16 protein-coding genes are annotated in these 18,912 nt (G+C 71.7%); 4 read left to right on the top strand and 12 right to left on the bottom strand.

The window, feature by feature from the left end; genetic code table 11:
- Positions 1-12: 12 nt before the first annotated feature.
- The gene (locus tag ACFZCD_RS15730; protein ID WP_391830976.1) at positions 13-1,836 is read right to left on the bottom strand and encodes a DUF2334 domain-containing protein; all 1,824 of its coding nucleotides are present in this window, start codon (positions 1,834-1,836) and stop codon (positions 13-15) included.
- 360 nt (positions 1,837-2,196) lie between these two features.
- Between ACFZCD_RS15730 and ACFZCD_RS15725 the strand changes: the two genes are divergently transcribed.
- From ACFZCD_RS15725 to ACFZCD_RS15710, 4 genes are all read left to right on the top strand, one after another.
- Positions 2,197-2,406, top strand: coding sequence for a hypothetical protein (locus ACFZCD_RS15725; protein WP_391830975.1), 210 nt, complete (start codon positions 2,197-2,199; stop codon positions 2,404-2,406).
- Positions 2,403-3,659 (top strand): glycosyltransferase, encoded by a 1,257-nt coding sequence (locus tag ACFZCD_RS15720; protein ID WP_391830973.1) that lies wholly within the window; start codon positions 2,403-2,405, stop codon positions 3,657-3,659. The genes ACFZCD_RS15725 and ACFZCD_RS15720 overlap by 4 nt, the downstream gene beginning before the upstream one ends.
- 72 nt (positions 3,660-3,731) lie before the next feature.
- Positions 3,732-4,922 (top strand): non-hydrolyzing UDP-N-acetylglucosamine 2-epimerase, encoded by a 1,191-nt coding sequence (wecB, locus tag ACFZCD_RS15715; RefSeq protein WP_391830971.1) that lies wholly within the window; start codon positions 3,732-3,734, stop codon positions 4,920-4,922.
- Positions 4,919-5,587 carry a family 16 glycoside hydrolase gene (locus ACFZCD_RS15710; RefSeq protein ID WP_391830969.1) on the top strand — a complete coding sequence of 223 codons (669 nt, stop codon included), beginning with the start codon at positions 4,919-4,921 and terminating at the stop codon, positions 5,585-5,587. Before wecB ends, ACFZCD_RS15710 begins: the two co-directional genes overlap by 4 nt.
- Before the next feature lie 109 nt (positions 5,588-5,696).
- Here ACFZCD_RS15710 and ACFZCD_RS15705 read toward each other — a convergent pair whose 3' ends face one another.
- From ACFZCD_RS15705 to ACFZCD_RS15655, 11 genes are all read right to left on the bottom strand, one after another.
- Entirely contained in the window at positions 5,697-7,157 is a 1,461-nt protein-coding gene (locus ACFZCD_RS15705) for a glutamate synthase subunit beta (RefSeq protein WP_391830967.1), read from the bottom strand.
- A complete protein-coding gene (gene gltB / locus ACFZCD_RS15700; protein WP_391830965.1) occupies positions 7,150-11,697 on the bottom strand; it encodes a glutamate synthase large subunit in 4,548 nt (1,515 codons plus the stop codon). Before gltB ends, ACFZCD_RS15705 begins: the two co-directional genes overlap by 8 nt.
- 322 nt (positions 11,698-12,019) lie before the next feature.
- The gene (locus ACFZCD_RS15695; RefSeq protein ID WP_391830963.1) at positions 12,020-12,751 is read right to left on the bottom strand and encodes a VIT1/CCC1 transporter family protein; all 732 of its coding nucleotides are present in this window, start codon (positions 12,749-12,751) and stop codon (positions 12,020-12,022) included.
- 270 nt (positions 12,752-13,021) lie between these two features.
- On the bottom strand, positions 13,022-13,891 hold the full coding sequence (gene lgt, locus ACFZCD_RS15690) for a prolipoprotein diacylglyceryl transferase (RefSeq protein WP_391830961.1): 870 nt from the start codon (positions 13,889-13,891) through the stop codon (positions 13,022-13,024).
- 97 nt (positions 13,892-13,988) lie between these two features.
- Positions 13,989-14,771 (bottom strand): DsbA family protein, encoded by a 783-nt coding sequence (locus tag ACFZCD_RS15685; RefSeq protein ID WP_391830959.1) that lies wholly within the window; start codon positions 14,769-14,771, stop codon positions 13,989-13,991.
- Positions 14,772-14,836: 65 nt separating this feature from the next.
- Positions 14,837-15,652, bottom strand: coding sequence for a tryptophan synthase subunit alpha (gene trpA / locus ACFZCD_RS15680; protein WP_391830957.1), 816 nt, complete (start codon positions 15,650-15,652; stop codon positions 14,837-14,839).
- The gene (gene trpB / locus ACFZCD_RS15675) at positions 15,652-16,893 is read right to left on the bottom strand and encodes a tryptophan synthase subunit beta (protein ID WP_391830955.1); all 1,242 of its coding nucleotides are present in this window, start codon (positions 16,891-16,893) and stop codon (positions 15,652-15,654) included. Before trpB ends, trpA begins: the two co-directional genes overlap by 1 nt.
- 34 nt (positions 16,894-16,927) lie before the next feature.
- Entirely contained in the window at positions 16,928-17,113 is a 186-nt protein-coding gene (trpM, locus tag ACFZCD_RS15670) for a tryptophan biosynthesis modulator TrpM (RefSeq protein ID WP_391830954.1), read from the bottom strand.
- Entirely contained in the window at positions 17,100-17,909 is an 810-nt protein-coding gene (gene trpC, locus ACFZCD_RS15665) for an indole-3-glycerol phosphate synthase TrpC (RefSeq protein WP_391830952.1), read from the bottom strand. The genes trpM and trpC overlap by 14 nt, the downstream gene beginning before the upstream one ends.
- Before the next feature lie 159 nt (positions 17,910-18,068).
- Positions 18,069-18,473, bottom strand: a complete 405-nt coding sequence (locus ACFZCD_RS15660; RefSeq protein ID WP_391830950.1) for a DUF2752 domain-containing protein — start codon at positions 18,471-18,473, stop codon at positions 18,069-18,071.
- Between the two features lie 106 nt (positions 18,474-18,579).
- Positions 18,580-18,813 carry an HGxxPAAW family protein gene (locus ACFZCD_RS15655; protein WP_391830948.1) on the bottom strand — a complete coding sequence of 78 codons (234 nt, stop codon included), beginning with the start codon at positions 18,811-18,813 and terminating at the stop codon, positions 18,580-18,582.
- Positions 18,814-18,912: the final 99 nt, after the last annotated feature.

Here is an 18,912-nt window from a genome sequence, read left to right as displayed (position 1 = left end):
ATACCTCCGGGTTCAGTTGTTCAGGTCCGTGGGGCCGACGAAGGTGTAGCCGAGGGCCTTGATGCCGTCGATCGTCTGCTGCAGCGGGGCCAGCGGGTAGTAGGGGTGGTAGAAGAAGCTCGCCACGCCGTCGCGGACGGCCAGGTTGGCCTTGGCGGAGGCGATGAGGTCGGCGGGGAGCCGGGGCGGGTGGTTGTTGTACGCCTCGGGCTCGTAGTTGCCGATGTTCTCGGGCAGGACGGTCGTGCCGTAGACGTCCTTGACCGCGTACGGGAAGAACTGGCCGATGTAGCGGCTGTTGTCCGGTGTGCCACCGGTGAGCGTACCGGCGAAGTAGAGCGAGCGCTCCAGGCGGGCGGAGTAGTTCTGGCCGAGGACGCGGTAGTCGGTGGCGGACGCGGCGTAGTGCGGGGTGGTCCACAGGGTGGGTTTCGGGAGCCCGGCGGCGGCGAAACCGGCCAGGGCCTGGGTGACCCGGCTCTGGGCCCAGACGGTGGAGTCCTCGGCGGGCGGGCCGTCGAGGACGACGTTGTCGGCCGTGTCGACGTGTGCGCGGAAGAATTCGAAGTCGTCGCCGGTGACGCCGTTGTAGGGGTTGTTGGCCGTGCCGTACTGGTGGGTGTAGCCGTGGTTCATCAGGACGGCGCCGTGGGCGAGCATGTACTTCAGCTCGGTGACGACGGCGGGGGCCTGCGCGAGGGTCACGGTCTCGGGGACGCCGTTGTTGTAGACGCCCTTGGGGTCCGTGTAGACGGGGATGACGTTGATGCCGTACGGGATCTTCTGCGACGCGAGGTAGTCGGCCATGGTCCGCAGCTGGGCGGGGTCGGCCTTGGGGCTGATGTCCTCCAGGCGGACGAAGGCCCGGTGGCGCTGGGCGGTGGCGGGCGCCAGCGCGTCGAAGAGGAGGTCCTCGAAGGCGATGACGCGGTCGCTCTCGGAGACGTAGGCGAAGGGGACCTCGCCGATGTAGGTGAGGTTCGAGGAGCGGATCGCCCAGGGGCTGACGGCGCCGGTGGTGGCGTCCTTGGCGTCGGCGAGGCGGGTGACCGCGGGGTAGCCGGGGCCGGTGAGGAGGGCTGGGTGGAGCACTCCCCCGTCCTGGCCGGCGGGGATGTTCCGGGTCAGCTGCTGTCCCTTGTACGTGACCTGGTTGATGTTCCCGACGGAACCGCCCTGCCCGTAGTACGAGTTGGTGGGGTCCCAGCCGTACTTCTGCTCGAACTGGGTGGTGCCCACGGCGTTCGCCATGTTCCAGATGTTGTCGCCGATCCAGGTGACGGGACGGCTGGTGGCCATGGCGTCCTGGTAGAAGGCGGCGGGGACGGCGTCGGGGATGGTGCCGCCGTAGTAGGTCGAGCCGAGGTAGACCGTGGCGGTGTACTGGTTGACCAGTCCGGCGGTGTAGGCGGACACGGGCTTGCTGGTGACGGTGCCGAAGTGGCCGGCGAGGTTGGCCGTCGCCATGGCGTAGAGCTCGCCGAGCTGCCCGTAGGGGCCGGTGTTGTCGTAGAGGACGAGGGCCGAGGTCCCGGCGGGCGCGGCGAGTGCGTCGGCGGTGGTGGCCGTCTTGGTGACGGGCGCCGGGGTGACCTTCAGGGTGCCCGCGCGGCGCAGCAGGTCGTTGGTGAGCCGGGCCTTGGCCGCGGCGGTGAGGTCCTTGGTGCTCTTCGCCGAGAGCGCGAGCGGGTTCACGGAGTCGGTGGTGCGCGGCTTGGATATCGGCTCCGTCGCGTCCGCCGAGCGGGAAAGAAGGAAGCCGCCCAGCAGGGCGGCGAGGAGCATGGCGACGGCGGAGATCCGGACTTTCCTGGATCTCCCTCGCTTCTTCAGCATGGAATTCCCCCTGGTATTGCTGCGGTCGCCACCCCCGTGACACCGGAGGCCCGACTGGCGCCAGATTCTTCTGTCCGGTACGGATGCATGTCAATAGACAACTTCTGTCCTGAGCGGGCAGTTCCGTACAGAGCTATTGGTGCAGACCAAAAATCACACCCGTCACATGCGGCGACCACCAGGCATAACTACCGTTAGGTTCATTGAATTTGAGATTCCACTCCAACAATTGCCACCAAGTCCGACAGTAATACCAGTACTCTCTGATACCTTCCCTCCGCATGCCTCGTCTCGTCTTGGCGAGGCGCAATTCGGGGGGAACTCATGTACGGAAAACCCACTCTGGGATCCGTCCTGCCCATGGCCGGACTGACGGTGGCACCGGAAGTGCTACCGGGCACTCCTTTTGCGAGAGGATTGCAGGAAGCCGCCGGGGCCGGGTTCGCGCTCTACTGCGCGAGCGCGTTCGTCATCATCGCCGTCAAACTCTGGTTCGCCGTCCGCGGCGTGCCGGGACCGGGCGCGCCGGCCCCCGGCGCCCTCGGTCCGGACGCCGGCAGCCGGCCTTGACCAGCGAGGTCCTGCTGGGGGCCGCCATCGCCATCATCGTGATGGCGGGCTGCTACAACACCACGATGTTCCTGCTCTCCCGGCGCCGGATACGCCGCGTCCGAGGGCCCCGCAGACAGCGGCTGTACGTCTTTCTGCTCGCCTGTCTGAACGAAGAAAAGGTTCTCGCCGAGAGCCTCGCACGGATCACCGACCTGCCCGCCGGCAATTTCCTCGCCCTGGTCATCGACGACGCGTCCGACGACGGCACCGCGGACATCGCCCGCGCCGCCGGCTCCGACCGCGTCCACCTCCTGCAGCGCACCCTGCCGAACGCCCGCCGTGGCAAGGGCGCCGCCCTCAACGCCGGAATCCGGCACCTGCGCGAGTCGGGCCTGATGGACGGCTACGACCCGCACGACGTCATCGTCTGCGTCGTCGACGCCGACGGCCGGCTCGACGAACACGTGGTCCAGTCCGTCGATCCCTTCTTCGACGACCCGCGCGTCGGCGCCACCCAGATCGGCGTCCGCATGTACAACCGCCACCTGGGTCTGCTGGCCCGGCTCCAGGACATGGAATTCGTCATCTACGGCGATATCTTCCAGTGCGCCCGGCGCTATATCGGCAGTGTCGGAATGGGCGGCAACGGACAGTTCATGCGGCTCGCCGCGCTCGACTCGCTCGCCGTCCCCGGCCAGGAGGGCGGTCCCTGGAGCGACTCCCTGACCGAGGACCTCGACCTCGGGGTCCGGCTCATCGCCCGCGGCTGGACCAACCAGCACTGCACCGCCGCCGCGGTCTCCCAGCAGGCCGTGCTCGACGTGCGCCGCCTGGTGCGCCAGCGCTCCCGCTGGTTCCAGGGCCACCTGCAGTCGGCGGGGCTGGTGCCGCTGATCCTGCGCTCCGTCCCCACCCGCGCCGCCCTCGACCTGCTCTACCACCTCTCCAGCCCGGTCCTGATCCTGCTCACCTCGCTGCTGCCGCTGTCCTTCCTGGTCGCGGTGGCCGGCACCGTCATCGGCTCCGTCCAGGCCGGGCGCCCGCTGATCACCCCGATGTGGGTCATCGGCCCGTACGTGCTGTCCTTCACCGCCGCCTACGCGTACGGCTTCGTCTACCGCCGGCGCGAGCGCCGGCTCGGGCTCCTGCGCTCGATCCTGCTCTCGCACGTCTTCGTCTTCTACGGCTACATCTGGTTCGCCGCCGGCTGGTGGGGCCTCTGGCGGATGCTCACCGGCAAGCAGACGTGGCTGAAGACCGCGCGCACCTGACGCGCCCCGAAACCCCCGCGACCACCCGCTCGTCAGGCCTTCTCCACGGAGGGGCCTTGCCCAGGGAGAACCATGTCCGCTGACCTCATCACCGCGCCCGTGCGCGCCATGCTCGTGCTGGGCACCCGCCCGGAGGCCATCAAACTCGCGCCCGTGGCCCGTGCCATGGCGCTCTCCCCGCTCTTCGAACCGCTCGTCGTCACCACCGGCCAGCACCGCGAGATGCTCCACCAGATGCTGGACCTCCTGCGCGTCCCGGTCCACACCGGGCTCGACGTCATGCGCGACCGGCAGCAGCTGTCCACGCTCACGGCCCGCCTCGTCGACGGCCTCGGCGAGGTGGTCCGCGCCGAGCGGCCCGACCTCGTCATCGTCCAGGGCGACACCACCACCGCCCTGACCGGCGGCCTCGCCGCGTTCTACGAGCACATCCCGATCGCCCACGTGGAGGCGGGACTGCGCACCGGCGTCCTCGACAACCCCTTCCCCGAGGAGCTCAACCGCCGCCTGATAGGCCGGATGGCGCGCTGGCACTTCGCGCCCACCCGGCGGGCCGCGGACCACCTCACCGCCGAAGGCGTCCCCGAGGCCGAGGTGTTCACCACCGGCAACACCGTCATCGACAACCTGCTGTGGGTGCTGGCCGAGGGCACCGGCCGCAGCCTCTTCCGCACCGGCCTGCGCCGCGTCCTCGTCACCCTGCACCGCCGCGAGAACCAGGGCGCCGTCATGCGCTCCATGGGCAAGACCCTGCGGCGGCTCGCCGACCGGGGCGACGTGGAGATGGTGCTCCCGCTGCACAAGAGCCCCGCCGTCCGCGAGGCGCTGCTGCCCGAGCTGACCGGCCACCCCCACATCGAGATCACCGAACCGCTCGGCTACCTCGACTTCTCCGCCACCCTCGCCGCCTGCGACCTGGTCCTCACCGACTCCGGCGGCATCCAGGAGGAGGCCCCCACCCTCGGCAAGCCCGCCCTCGTGCTGCGCACGACCACCGAACGCCCCGAGGCGGTCGAGGCCGGTGCGGCCCGGCTCGTGGGCACGGAACCGGAGGCCATCCTGGACGCCGCCGTCCGCCTTCTGGACGATCCCGCCGCCTACGAGCGGATGGCGACCGCCGGCAACCCCTTCGGGGACGGGCACGCCACCGACCGCATCATCGCCCAGCTCGCCGAGGACTTCGGCGCCGATCCCGGCGACGGCGACGCCGCCGAGCTGGTCGCCACCCGTACCGAGGGGCCGGGGTCATACTCGACGGCATGACGAGAGTTCATCGGCTGCTCGGTCTCGCGCTGCTCGCCGCCGTCGTGGTGGCGGGCGCCGCCCTCGCGGTGAGCAGCCTCTGGTCCGGTGACGGCGAGCCGGACCGGCCGTGGGCCGAGGGATCGGTCCACGGCCCGTGGCGGTCGGTCTTCGACGGCCACGGCGAGAACATCGGCCGTCACGACGGCCTCTTCCTCTCCCCCCGCCCCTCGAAGGTGCCGGACGAGACCCACGCCGGGCTGATCGTCTCCACGGGCCGCTTCGAGGACGTGGACTTCGAGGCGCGCATGCGGACGGTCGCCCAGCTGCGCACCCCCCGGCCCAACCCGTGGGAGGTGCCCTGGCTGCTGTGGGCGTACTCCGACCCCGAGCACTTCTACTACATCACCCTCAAACCGAACGGCTGGGAGCTCGGCAAGCGCGACCCCGCCTACCCGGGCGGGCAGCGCTTCCTCGCCACCGGCCCGGGACGGTTCCCGGTCGGCGCGTGGTCGGTGGTGCGGGTGGCGCAGCGCGGTGCGCGCATGGAGGTCAGCGTCGACGGCCAGGGCCTGGTGGCCTACGAGGACCGGGAGCGCCCGTATCCGCAAGGCAGCGTCGGGGTGTACACGGAGGACGCGAAGGTGGAGTTCCGCGATCTGATGGTGCGGACGCCCGAGCAGTAGGCGCGGGTTCGCGGGCAGGAGGCGCGGGCCCGCGGCCGTCCGGTGGGCATGACAGCGCGGCGCCTGCCCAGCGGTCGGGGAGGGCAGGCGCCGCGAGCTTGTCGGCCGGTCAGACCGTCAGGGCGCGGTCCGTGGGGCGGACCGGGGCCGGCAGGGTGCTGGTGCCGGTGAGGTAGCGGTCCACGCCGCGGGCGGCGGAGCGGCCCTCGGCGATGGCCCAGACGATGAGGGACTGGCCGCGTCCGGCGTCACCGGCGACGAACACGCCCGGGACGTTGGTGGCGTAGTCCGCGTCGCGGGCGATGTTGCCGCGGGCGTCCAGCTCCAGGCCGAACTGCTCGACGAGGCCGTTCTTGACGTCCGTGCCGGTGAAGCCCATGGCGAGGGTGACCAGCTGGGCGGGGATGCGCCGCTCGGTGCCGGGCTTCTGGACGAGCTTGCCGCCGGTGAACTCGACCTCGATGAGGTGCAGCCACTGGACGTTGCCGTCCTCGTCGCCCTCGAAGTGGGTGGTGGAGACGGAGTAGATCCGCTCGCCGCCCTCCTCGTGGGCCGAGGTGACCTTGTAGAGCATGGGGAAGGTCGGCCAGGGCTGGTTCGCGTTCCGCTCCTCCCCCGGCCGGGGCATGATCTCCAGCTGGGTGACGGAGGCCGCGCCCTGGCGGTGGGCGGTGCCGACGCAGTCGGCGCCGGTGTCGCCGCCGCCGATGACGACGACGTGCTTGCCCTCGGCGGTGATCGGGGCGACGGTCAGGTCGCCCTCCTGCACCTTGTTGGCCATGGGCAGGTACTCCATCGCGAAGTGGATGCCCTTGAGGTCGCGGCCGGGGACGGGCAGGTCGCGGGAGGTGGTGGCGCCGGCGGCGATGACGACGGCGTCGTAGCGCTTGCGGAGCTTGGCGGCGTCGATGTCGCGGCCGATCTCCACCTCGGTGCGGAACTTGGTGCCCTCCGCGCGCATCTGCTCGATGCGGCGGTTGATGTGCCGCTTCTCCATCTTGAACTCGGGGATGCCGTAGCGCAGGAGGCCGCCGATGCGGTCGGCGCGCTCGTAGACGGCGACGGTGTGGCCGGCCCGGGTGAGCTGCTGGGCGGCGGCGAGGCCGGCGGGACCGGAGCCGATGACGGCGACGGTCTTGCCGGAGAGCCGCTCGGGCGGCTGCGGGGTGACGTCGCCCGCGGCCCACGCCTTGTCGACGATGGTGACTTCGACGTTCTTGATGGTGACGGGCTGCTGGTTGATGCCGAGGACGCAGGCGGCCTCGCACGGGGCCGGGCAGAGCCGGCCGGTGAACTCGGGGAAGTTGTTGGTCGCGTGCAGCCGCTCGCTGGCCGCCCGCCAGTCGTCGCGGTAGGCGTAGTCGTTCCACTCGGGGATGAGGTTCCCGAGCGGGCAGCCGTTGTGGCAGAAGGGGATGCCGCAGTCCATGCAGCGGCCCGCCTGCTTGCCGATGACCGGCAGCAGGGAACCGGGGACGTAGACCTCGTTCCAGTCGCGGACGCGCTCGGCGACGGGGCGGGTCCGGGCGACCTCGCGGTCCGTGGTGAGAAAGCCCTTGGGGTCAGCCATTGGTCGCCGCCTCCATCATCTTCTCGTGGGTCTCGGTCTCGGAGAGACCCGCTCGCTCGGCGGCGTCCTTGGCGGCGAGCACTGCCTTGTAGGTGGCCGGGACGACCTTGCTGAAGCGGCCGGCGGCGGTGTCCCAGTCGGCGAGGAGGGCGGCCGCGACGGTGGAGGCCGTCTCCTCGTGGTGGCGGCGCACGACGTCGTGCAGCCACTGCCGGTCGGCGTCGTCGAGGGGTTCGACGGCGGCGGCCAGCTCCTTGTTGACGTTGTCGGGGTCGAGGTCGACGACGTAGGCGACGCCGCCGGACATGCCGGCCGCGAAGTTGCGCCCGGTCTCGCCGAGGACGACGGCCCGGCCGCCGGTCATGTACTCGCAGCCGTGGTCGCCGACCCCTTCGGAGACGACGGTGGCGCCGGAGTTGCGGACGCAGAAGCGCTCGCCGACGCGGCCGCGCAGGAACATCTCGCCGCCGGTGGCGCCGTAGGCGAGGGTGTTGCCGGCGATGACCGAGTACTCGGCCAGGTGGTCCGCGCCGCGGTCGGGCCGGACGACGATCCGGCCGCCCGAGAGGCCCTTGCCGACGTAGTCGTTGGCGTCGCCCTCCAGGCGCAGGGTGATGCCGCGGGGCAGGAAGGCGCCGAAGGACTGGCCGGCGGAGCCCGTGAAGGTGATGTCGATGGTGTCGTCGGGCAGGCCGGCGCCGCCGAAGCGCTTGGTGACCTCGTGGCCGAGCATGGTGCCCACGGTGCGGTTGATGTTGCGGATGGCGACCTGGGCGCGGACGGGCCGGGCGTCCTCGGCGGTGGGGACCGCGAGGGCGTCGGCGGCGAGCTCGATGAGCTCGTTGTCGAGGGCCTTGGCCAGGCCGTGGTCCTGCTCGGTGGTGCGGTGACGGGTGGCCCCGGCCGGCAGGTCCGGCACGTGCAGCAGCGGGGCGAGGTCCAGGCCCCGGGCCTTCCAGTGCGTCACGGCCCGGCCGGTGTCGAGGAGTTCGGCGTGGCCGACGGCCTCCTGAAGGGTGCGGAAGCCCAGCTCGGCGAGGAGCTCGCGGACCTCCTCGGCGATGAACTCGAAGAAGTTGACGACGAACTCGGCCTTGCCGCTGAAGCGCTCGCGCAGGACGGGGTTCTGGGTGGCGATGCCGACCGGGCAGGTGTCCAGGTGGCAGACGCGCATCATGACGCAGCCGGAGACGACGAGCGGGGCGGTGGCGAAGCCGAACTCCTCGGCGCCCAGGAGGGCGGCGACGACCACGTCGCGGCCGGTCTTCAGCTGGCCGTCGGTCTGCACGACGATGCGGTCGCGCAGGCCGTTGAGGAGCAGCGTCTGCTGGGTCTCGGCGAGGCCGAGCTCCCAGGGGCCGCCCGCGTGCTTGAGCGACGTGAGCGGGGAGGCGCCGGTTCCGCCGTCGTGGCCGGAGATCAGGACGACGTCCGCGTGGGCCTTGGAGACGCCCGCCGCGACCGTGCCGACGCCGACTTCGGAGACCAGCTTCACATGGATGCGGGCGGCCGGGTTGGCGTTCTTGAGGTCGTGGATGAGCTGGGCGAGGTCCTCGATGGAGTAGATGTCGTGGTGCGGGGGCGGCGAGATCAGGCCGACGCCGGGGGTGGAGTGCCGGGTCCTGGCGACCCAGGGGTAGACCTTGTGGCCGGGCAGCTGGCCGCCCTCGCCGGGCTTGGCGCCCTGGGCCATCTTGATCTGGATGTCGTCGGAGTTGACCAGGTACTCGCTGGTGACGCCGAAACGGCCGGAGGCGACCTGCTTGATGCTGGAGCGCCGCTCGGGGTCGTAGAGGCGGTCGGGGTCCTCGCCGCCCTCGCCGGTGTTGGACTTGCCGCCCAGCCGGTTCATGGCGATGGCGAGGGTCTCGTGGGCCTCGCGGGAGATGGAGCCGTACGACATGGCGCCGGTGGAGAAGCGCTTGACGATCTCGCTGACGGGCTCGACCTCGTCGAGCGGGACCGGGGTGCGGTCGCTCTTCAGGCCGAACAGCCCGCGCAGGGTCATCAGCCGCTCGGACTGCTCGTTCACGCGCTCGGTGTACTGCTTGAAGATGTCGTAGCGGCGGGCGCGCGTGGCGTGCTGCAGCCGGAAGACGGTGTCCGGGTCGAACAGGTGCGGCTCGCCCTCGCGGCGCCACTGGTACTCGCCGCCGATGTCGAGGCGGCGGTGGCTGGCGGCGATGCCGGTGGCCGGGTAGGCCTTGGCGTGGCGGGCCGCGACCTCGCGGGCGACGACGTCCAGGCCGGCGCCGCCGATCTTGGTGGCGGTGCCCCGGAAGTAGGTGGCGACGAACTCCTCGTCCAGGCCGATCGCCTCGAAGACCTGGGCGCCGCGGTAGGAGGCGACGGTGGAGATGCCCATCTTGGACATGACCTTCAGGACGCCCTTGCCGAGGGCCTTGATGAGGTTGCGGATCGCGTCCTCGGCCTCGATGTCCTGCAGGAACGTCCCTGCGCGGACGAGGTCCTCGACGGACTCCATCGCCAGGTACGGGTTGACGGCGGCCGCGCCGTAGCCGATGAGCAGCGCGACGTGGTGCACCTCGCGGACGTCGCCCGCCTCCACCAGCAGGCCCACCTGGGTGCGCTGCTTGGTGCGGATGAGGTGGTGGTGGACGGCGGAGGTGAGCAGCAGCGAGGGGATCGGGGCGTGCTCGGCGTCGGAGTGGCGGTCGGAGAGGACGATGAGCCGGGCTCCGCCGGCGATGGCGGCGTCCGCCTCGGCGCAGATCTCCGTGATGCGGGCGGCCAGGGCCGTGCCGCCGCCGGTGACGCGGTAGAGGCCGGAGAGGGTGACGGCCTTCAGGCCGGGCATGTCCCCGTCGGCGTTGATGTGGATGAGCTTGGCGAGCTCGTCGTTGTCGATGACGGGGAAGGGCAGGGTGACGCTGCGGCAGGAGGCCGCGGTGGGCTCCAGCAGGTTGCCCTGGGGGCCGAGGGAGGAGATCAGCGAGGTGACGAGCTCCTCGCGGATGGCGTCCAGCGGCGGGTTGGTGACCTGGGCGAACAGCTGGGTGAAGTAGTCGAAGAGCAGCCGGGGGCGCTCGGAGAGGGCGGCGATCGGCGAGTCGGTGCCCATCGAACCGATCGGCTCCGCACCGGCCTTGGCCATGGGCGCGAGGATGACGCGCAGCTCCTCCTCGGTGTAGCCGAAGGTCTGCTGGCGGCGGGTGACCGATGCGTGGGTGTGCACGATGTGCTCGCGCTCGGGGAGGTCGGCGAGGTCGATCAGGCCGGCCTCCAGCCAGTCGCCGTAGGGCGCGGCGGCGGCGAGCTCGGCCTTGATCTCGTCGTCCTCGATGATGCGGTGGCGCTCGGTGTCGACGAGGAACATCCGGCCGGGCTGGAGGCGGCCCTTGCGGACGACCCTGGCCGGGTCGATGTCGAGGACGCCGACCTCGGAGGAGAGCACGACGAGGCCGTCGTCGGTGACCCAGTAGCGGCCGGGACGCAGGCCGTTGCGGTCGAGGACGGCGCCGACGAGGGTGCCGTCGGTGAAGGTGACGCAGGCGGGGCCGTCCCAGGGCTCCATCTGCGTGGAGTGGTACTGGTAGAACGCGCGGCGGGCCGGGTCCATGGAGGCGTGGTTCTCCCAGGCCTCGGGGATCATCATCAGCACGCTGTGCGGGAGGGACCGGCCGCCGAGGTGGAGCAGCTCCAGGACCTCGTCGAAGGAGGCCGAGTCGGAGGCGTCCGGGGTGCAGACGGGGAAGATCCGGTCGAGGTCGCCCTCCCCGAACAGGTCGCTGACCAGCTGAGATTCACGGGCCCGCATCCAGTTGCGGTTGCCCTGGACGGTGTTGATCTCACCGTTGTGGGCGACGAAGCGGTACGGGTGGGCCAGCGGCCAGCTGGGGAAGGTGTTGGTGGAGAAGCGGGAGTGGACCAGCGCGATGGCCGTGGCGCAGCGGCGGTCGGAGAGGTCGGGGAAGAACGGCTCCAGCTGACCGGTGGTCAGCATGCCCTTGTAGACGATCGTGCGGGCGGAGAGCGAGGGGAAGTAGACCCCGGCCTCGCGCTCGGCGCGCTTGCGCAGCACGAACGCCTTGCGGTCGAGGGCGAGTCCGGCGTTCTCCCCGTCCGCGACGAACAGCTGGCGGAAGTCGGGCATGGTGGCGCGGGCGCTGGCGCCGAGCAGCTCGGGGGCGACGGGGACGGTGCGCCAGCCGAGGACGGTGAGGCCCTCTTCGCGGGCGATCGTCTCGATGGCCGAGACGGCGTCGTCCGCCTCCGCGGCGTCCGCGGGGAGGAAGGCGATGCCGACGGCGTACGCGCCGGGCTCGGGGAGCGGGAAGCCGGTGCTCTCGCGCAGGAAGGCGTCGGGGACCTGCATCAGGATGCCGGCGCCGTCGCCCGAGTCGGGCTCGGAGCCGGTGGCGCCGCGGTGCTCCAGGTTGCGGAGGACGGTGAGCGCCTGTTCCACGAGCGCGTGGCTCGCCTCGCCGGTGAGGGTCGCGACGAAGCCGACACCACAGGCGTCGTGCTCGTTCCGCGGGTCGTACATACCCTGCTGGGCGGGGTGGGATGCAGAGCGCATCGGCGGCTCCCGTCGTCGTCTTGGCAGTCATGGCCGGGCGGCCAGTGCATGTGCCGAGGGACGACGTTGGCCCTCTGCGGAAGAAGTTGGTGCAGGTTACATGATGGGTCGCTTCTCAGAAAATGGAAGCACCGGTTCAGCATGTGGACACTGCGGGTGACGCGGCGAGCTGCCGGAAGCCTCGGGGATCGCCCGGCCCGGCGGCGCCGGACACAACACGGAGCGGGCGGCGTTGCCCGCTGCGCTCCCGGATTGTGCCCGGTCGTCGTGGGCCTGAAACCGCACTGTCATTCGTAGGTTATGCGGGAGCCCGCATGAAGCATCACCCCAGGGCGGTGCCGAAGGCAATACCGAGGGCGTAAGTCACACCCGCCGCCGCAGCACCGAGGACCAGCTGGCGCAGGCCGCTGTACCACCAGGAGCGGGCCGTCACCCGGGCCACGACGGCGCCGCACGCGAACAGGCCGAGCAGCGCCAGCAGCACCGCGGGCCACAGGGCCGAGGCCCCCAGCAGGTACGGCAGCAGGGGCAGGAGCGCGCCCAGGGCGAACGAGCCGAACGAGGACACCGCCGCGACCGTGGGCGACGGCAGGTCGGACGGGTCGATGCCGAGCTCCTCGCGGGCGTGGATCTCCAGCGCCTGCTCCGGGTCGCGCGACAGCTGCATGGCGACCTCCATCGCCAGCTTGGGCTCGACGCCCCGCGACTCGTAGAGCGCGGCCAGCTCCGCCAGCTCGTCGGCCGGGTGCTTGTGCAGCTCGCGGCGCTCCACGTCCAGCTCGGCGAGGACGAGCTCGCGCTGCGACGCCACGGAGGTGTACTCGCCGGCGGCCATCGAGAACGCACCGGCGGCGAGGCCGGCCAGGCCGGCGATCACGATCGTGTGCGGGGAGGCGGACCCGCCCGCCACGCCCGTCATCAGGGCGACGTTGGAGACCAGCCCGTCCATGGCGCCGAACACCGCGGGACGGAGCCAGCCGCCGTTCACGTCGCGGTGGGTGTGGTTGTCGCGGTGCGCTATGTGCGGTGCGGCAACGGCTTCCAGGACAGACATCTCGGGTGGGCTCCCTTCCCCTGGGGCGGCGTCTCGTCCGCCTGCCCCGACGCCTTCGAAGGTACGCACGAACGGCATGCGCGCGCTAGCAAGGAAGGCCTTGCTGACCTGGGAGGACGCGTGTCCGAGGCGAAGCGTCTTGGTCGGACCGCCGGGCTTGCGACGGTCCGGCACCGCCGGCGGCCCGGCCTTCCGTGCCGCAGGCGCAAAAAACCCGCCGCAGCGGCGCTCGGCCACTGCGGCGGGTTCCGGCGGTGCCGGACTTACCCGTCAGACCTTCTTCTTTTCGGGGGACGAGTCCGCCGAGGACGAGTCACCGTCGGGCACCGGCTCGACGACCGTCTCCCGGCCCGGGGCCCGCCGCGCCGAGACGATCATGTAGATGACCGCCCCCACGAACACCACGATCGAGGTCCAGCCGTTGAGCCGCAGGCCCAGCACGTGGTGGGCGTCGTCGACGCGCAGGTACTCGAACCAGAAGCGGCCCACCGTGTACGAGGCCACGTACAGCGCGAACGCCCGGCCGTGGCCCAGCGTGAAGCGGCGGTCCGCCCAGATCACCAGGCCCGCGATCAGCAGGCACCACAGCGATTCGTAGAGGAACGTCGGGTGGTAGGTCCCCGCCACCCGGCCGATCGCCGGGTCGGCGTCGATCTTCAGCGCCCACGGCAGGTCCGTCGGCTTGCCGTACAGCTCCTGGTTGAACCAGTTGCCCCAGCGGCCGATCGCCTGGGCCACCGCGAGGCCGGGCGCGAGGGCGTCCGCCCAGGCCGGCAGCGGGATGCCGCGGCGCCGGCAGCCGATCCACGCGCCGACCGCGCCGAGCGCGACCGCACCCCAGATGCCGAGGCCGCCCTCCCAGATCTTGAAGGAGTTGACCCAGTTGCGGCCCTCGCCGAAGTACAGCTCGTAGTCGGTGATGACGTGGTAGAGCCGGCCGCCGACGAGCCCGAAGGGCACCGCCCAGACGGCGATGTCGGCAACCGTCCCCGCCCGCCCGCCGCGGGCGATCCAGCGCCGGTTGCCCAGCCAGACCGCCACGAAGACGCCGATGATGATGCAGAAGGCATAGCCGCGCAGCGGGACCGGTCCGAGGTGGATCACGCCGGTCGAGGGGCTGGGAATGTATGCGAGTTCCATGACATCCCCGACGCTACCCTGCCGGGGCGACGGAACGGCAACCCACCCGGCGCAACAGCTGCGTAACGCCCCGCGCACCGGACCCGCTCCCGCGGCCTCAGCCCTTCGCCGCCTCGGCCACCATCTGCCGGAACTTGTCCGGGGTGAGCGGGTTCTTCGGGTCGGCGTAGATGCTCTTGCCGTCGAGCAGGACGGTCGGGGTGGCGCGGTAGGAGGACTTGCCGAAGGCCTCGTGGGACTTTTTCACCCAGCTGTCGTGGGTGCCGTCGTCCACGCAGGAGCGGAAGGCCGGGGTGTCCAGCCCCGGCACCTGGCCGGCCAGCTCCAGCAGGCGGGCCTTCCTGCCGAAGGCGTCGTCCGTCTCCGGCGGCTGGTTCTTGTAGATCAGGTCGTGGTACGCGGAGAACTTCCCGGCGTCCTGGGCACAGGCGGCCGCGTTGGCGGCGTTGAGGGAGCCGGTGCCGCCGAGGTTGTTGTCGATCAGTGTGACGATGTGGTACTCGGCCTTGAGCTCGCCCTTCTGCTCCAGCTGGTTGACCGAGTCGCGGAAGTTGTTCTCGAACTGGCCGCAGGCGGGGCAGCGGAAGTCCTCGTAGACCACGAGGGTCGCCTTCGCGGCGGGCTTGCCGACCGGGATGGTGACGCTGTCCTTGCCGGTGGCGCCCTGCGGGGCGACCAGCGGGCCGGCGGACTCCTTCTTCTTGCCGCCGCCCGAGCCCGCCACGACCGCCGCGATGCCGGCGCCCGCGCCGAGGACGGCGACGACGGCCACGGCGGCGATCAGCGTGCGCTTGCGCTTGGCCCGCGACTCCTCGCGCTGCCGCTGTTCCTGCAGCCGCTCACGGGCGCTGCGCTTCCCATCCGAGTTCTTCTGGCTCACATCCCCCTCCAACGAACCGGGGGCGCGCCGCAGCGCGCCCCCGGTCACCGGTTCCGTCGAAAGAGTTACCCGCGCTTGCGCACGCCCTCGGCCAGTTCGCCCGCGAGGGCCCGGACGGCGGCCAGGCCCGTGTCCCGGTCGGGGGCCTCCAGGAGCCGCTTGACGAAGGCCGAGCCGACGATCACGCCGTCGGCGAAGGCCGCCACCTCGGCGGCCTGGACGGCGTTGGAGACGCCGAGGCCCACGCAGACCGGCAGGTCGGTGACCGCGCGGGTGCGCCGCACCAGGTCCTGCGCCTCGTTGCCGACGGACTCCCGGGTGCCGGTGACGCCCATCAGGGAGGCCGCGTAGACGAAGCCGCTGCCCGCCGCCGTGATCTTGGCGAGGCGCTCGTCGCGGCTGCTGGGCGCGACCACGAAGACCGTGGCGAGCCCGTGCTGCTCGGCGGCCTTGCGCCAGACCTCGGACTCCTCGACCGGCAGGTCGGGCAGGATGCAGCCCGCTCCCCCGGCGGCGGCCAGGTCGGCGGCGAACCGCTCCGTGCCGTAGGCATCGACGGGGTTCCAGTACGTCATGCACAGCACGGGCGCGCCGGTGACCTCGTGCGTCTCCTTGACCGTGCGGATCACGTCGGTGATCTTGACGCCGCCGCGCAGGGCGATGTCGTCGGCGGTCTGGATGACCGGGCCGTCGAGGACCGGGTCGCTGTGCGGCAGGCCGATCTCGACGATGTCGCAGCCGCCGTCGAGCATGGCCGTGGCGGCCCGTACGCCGTCGTCGACGGTGGGGAAGCCGGCGGGGAGGTAGCCGACCAGGGCGGCGCGGTTCCCGGCCCTGGCCGCGGCCAGGACGGAGCTCAGCAGTTCGATGTTGCCCGCCATCACTTGGCCCCCTCGGCGTCGTCGTACAGCCCGAAGTAGCGGGCCGCGGTGTCCATGTCCTTGTCGCCGCGCCCCGAGAGGTTCACCAGGAGCAGGCCGTCCTCGCCCAGCTCCCGGCCCGCCTCCAGGGCCCCGGCCAGGGCGTGCGCGCTCTCGATGGCGGGGATGATGCCCTCGGTGCGCGAGAGCAGGCGCAGGGCCTGCATGGCCTCGTCGTCGGTGACGGCGCGGTACTCGGCGCGGCCGGAGTCCTTGAGGTAGGAGTGCTCCGGGCCGATGCCGGGGTAGTCCAGGCCCGCCGAGATCGAGTAGGGCTCGGTGATCTGGCCGTCCTCGTCCTGCAGGACGTACGAGCGGGAGCCGTGCAGGATGCCGGGGGTGCCGGCGGTGAGGGTGGCCGCGTGCTCGCCGGTGGGCACGCCGTGGCCGCCGGGCTCGCAGCCGATCAGGCGCACGCCGGTGTCCTGCAGGAAGGCGTGGAAGAGGCCGATGGCGTTGGAGCCGCCGCCCACGCAGGCCACGGCGGCGTCGGGCAGGCGGCCGGTGCGCTCCAGGATCTGGCGGCGCGCCTCGACGCCGATGACCCGGTGGAAGTCGCGGACGAGGGCCGGGAAGGGGTGCGGGCCGGCGACCGTGCCGAAGAGGTAGTGGGTGCGGTCGACGTTGGCGACCCAGTCGCGGAAGGCCTCGTTGATGGCGTCCTTGAGGGTGCGGCTGCCGGACTTCACGGCGATGACCTCGGCGCCGAGCATGCGCATGCGGGCGACGTTGAGGGCCTGCCGCTCGGTGTCGACCTCGCCCATGTAGATCGTGCAGTCGAGGCCGAAGAGGGCGCAGGCGGTGGCGGTGGCGACGCCGTGCTGGCCTGCGCCGGTCTCGGCGATGACGCGGGTCTTGCCCATGCGCTTGGTGAGCAGCGCCTGGCCCAGCACGTTGTTGATCTTGTGTGAGCCGGTGTGGTTGAGGTCCTCGCGCTTGAGGAAGATCCGGGCGCCGCCGGCGTGCTCGGCGAAGCGCGGCACCTCGGTGAGGGCGCTGGGGCGGCCGGTGTAGTTGACCATGAGGTCGTTGAGCTCGGCGGCGAAGGCGGGGTCGGCCTTGGCCTTCTCGTACTCGGCGGCGACCTCGTCGACGGCGGCGACGAGGGCTTCGGGGATGAACTTGCCGCCGAACGCGCCGAAGTACCCTTCGGCGCTGGGGACCAGACCTTCCGGGTCCGGGACGAAGAATTCAGAGGACACGTGCGTACTCCTCGGACGACTGTGAGGTTGTGGGTCAGGGGACGGGCTGGAGCGCGGCGCGCCGGCGCCATCGCATCCCGTTGATCTGACCCGGCTCACAGCCGATGTGGTACCGCACGCGACGCCCGAGGATGCGTCGCGCGGGCGCGCGGCAGCCCCGGGGGCGGCAGCCCCGGGCCAGTCGCGCGTACGCCGCCATGGCTCCGTCAGCTCCTGCCATGCCGCAGGGCGGGGTGCGCCCCGGCCGCGACCAGGTCCGCCACGGCGCCCTTGGGATCGCGCCCCGTGACCAGGGACTCGCCGACCAGGACGGCGTCGGCGCCGTCGTTGGCGTAGGCGATCAGGTCGTGCGGGCCGCGCACTCCGGACTCGGCGATCTTGACGATGCCGTCCGGGATCTCGGGGGCGACCCGGGTGAAGGTGTCGCGGTCGACCTCGAGGGTCTTGAGGTTGCGGGCGTTGACGCCGATGATCCGCGCGCCGGCGTCGACCGCGCGCTGGACCTCCTCCTCGTCGTGCACCTCGACCAGCGGGGTGAGCCCGATCGACTCGGCGCGCTCGATGAGGGAGACCAGGGCCTCCTGCTCCAGCGCGGCGACGATCAGCAGGGCCAGGTCGGCGCCGTAGGCGCGGGCCTCCCACAGCTGGTAGGCGGTGACGATGAAGTCCTTGCGGAGGATGGGGATGTCGACCCGGGCGCGGACGGCCTCCAGGTCGGCCAGCGAGCCGCCGAAGCGGCGCTGCTCGGTCAGCACGCTGATGACGGCCGCGCCGCCCGCCTCGTAGTCGGCGGCGAGGCCGGCGGGGTCGGCGATCGCGGCCAGGGCGCCCTTGGAGGGGCTGGACCGCTTGACCTCGCAGATCACGCTGACGTTCTCGCCGCGGAGGGCGGCGGCGCCGTCCTTGGCCTGCGGCGCCTTGGCAGCCCGCTCCTTGAGCTCGTCGAGGCTGACGCGCGCCTGCCGCTCCGCGAGGTCGGCACGGACGCCCTCGATGATCTCGTCGAGCACACTCACGCGAGCGGCCCCCTTCCGGACTCGGATGGTCTGGGCTGGTGCGGCGGGAATCCTCCCCCACCAGGCACTTGCGATGGTACTTGCCGCCGGGCGAAGGTTTCGCATCCGGTTGACGCGGGTCCCGCCCTGTGGACGGGCCGCCCCTCCCCGGGAGGGCCGCTACGGGGCGAGGGCGGCGCCGGCGGGCAGGTTCCGCACGACCGTGAAGAGCAGCACCACGGCGCCGGTGCCCCACCAATGGCGGGCGCGCGGCGACAGCGACACGCCCCCGCGGCCCTGCAGGGCCCTCATGAACCACACGCACCAGAACCCGGCGAACGCGGCGTAAGCGGCGACGGCCAGGGCGTTCGCCCCCAGCGCGCCCGCCAGGTCGCCGTGGACGAGGGCGTGCAGGCCCCGCAGCCCGCCGCAGCCCGGGCAGTACAGCCCCGTGCAGCGCAGCAGCGGGCAGGCCGGATAGCGGCCGGGACGGTTGGGGTCCACGGCCCCGACGTAGGCCGCGGCCGCGGCGAGGCCGGCCGCGACGGCCAGCGGGGCGGCCGCCTGGCGCACACGCTCCCTCACACCGCACAGTCTCCGCCGGACAGCACGAAGGCGCAGCTCCCGGCCGTCGTACGGGGGGCCGTACGGGCTCGGGGCCGCGCCTCGGGGCGTGCGGGAGCGCGGGGGCTCAGCTGCGGCTGCTCTCCCCGACGACCTTCAGGGGAGCCTGGGTGCCCGCGCCCATGCCCATCAGGCGCATGACACCGCCCACGACACCGCCGACCAGGATGATGCCGATGCCGGCCCAGAAGCCGACCGGCTTCGCGGCGACCATGAAGGCACCCGCGACGCAAAAGCCGATGAAGGCGATCGTGACACCGGTCCAGGCGGCCGGGGTGTGTCCGTGGTGCGCATCCGCCATGACTAAGACTCCTCGTTGCTGTGGCGCGCCCGGCGGGCGCGGAAAACGCTGATGGTCATTCTCCCCGACGGCCGGGGCCGCCTCGATCCGGGGTGGGCA

The sequence above is a fragment of the Streptomyces sp. NPDC008001 genome, from assembly GCF_042958085.1.
GTDB lineage: Bacteria > Actinomycetota > Actinomycetes > Streptomycetales > Streptomycetaceae > Streptomyces.
This window is presented reverse-complemented; position numbering and strand designations above follow the sequence as displayed.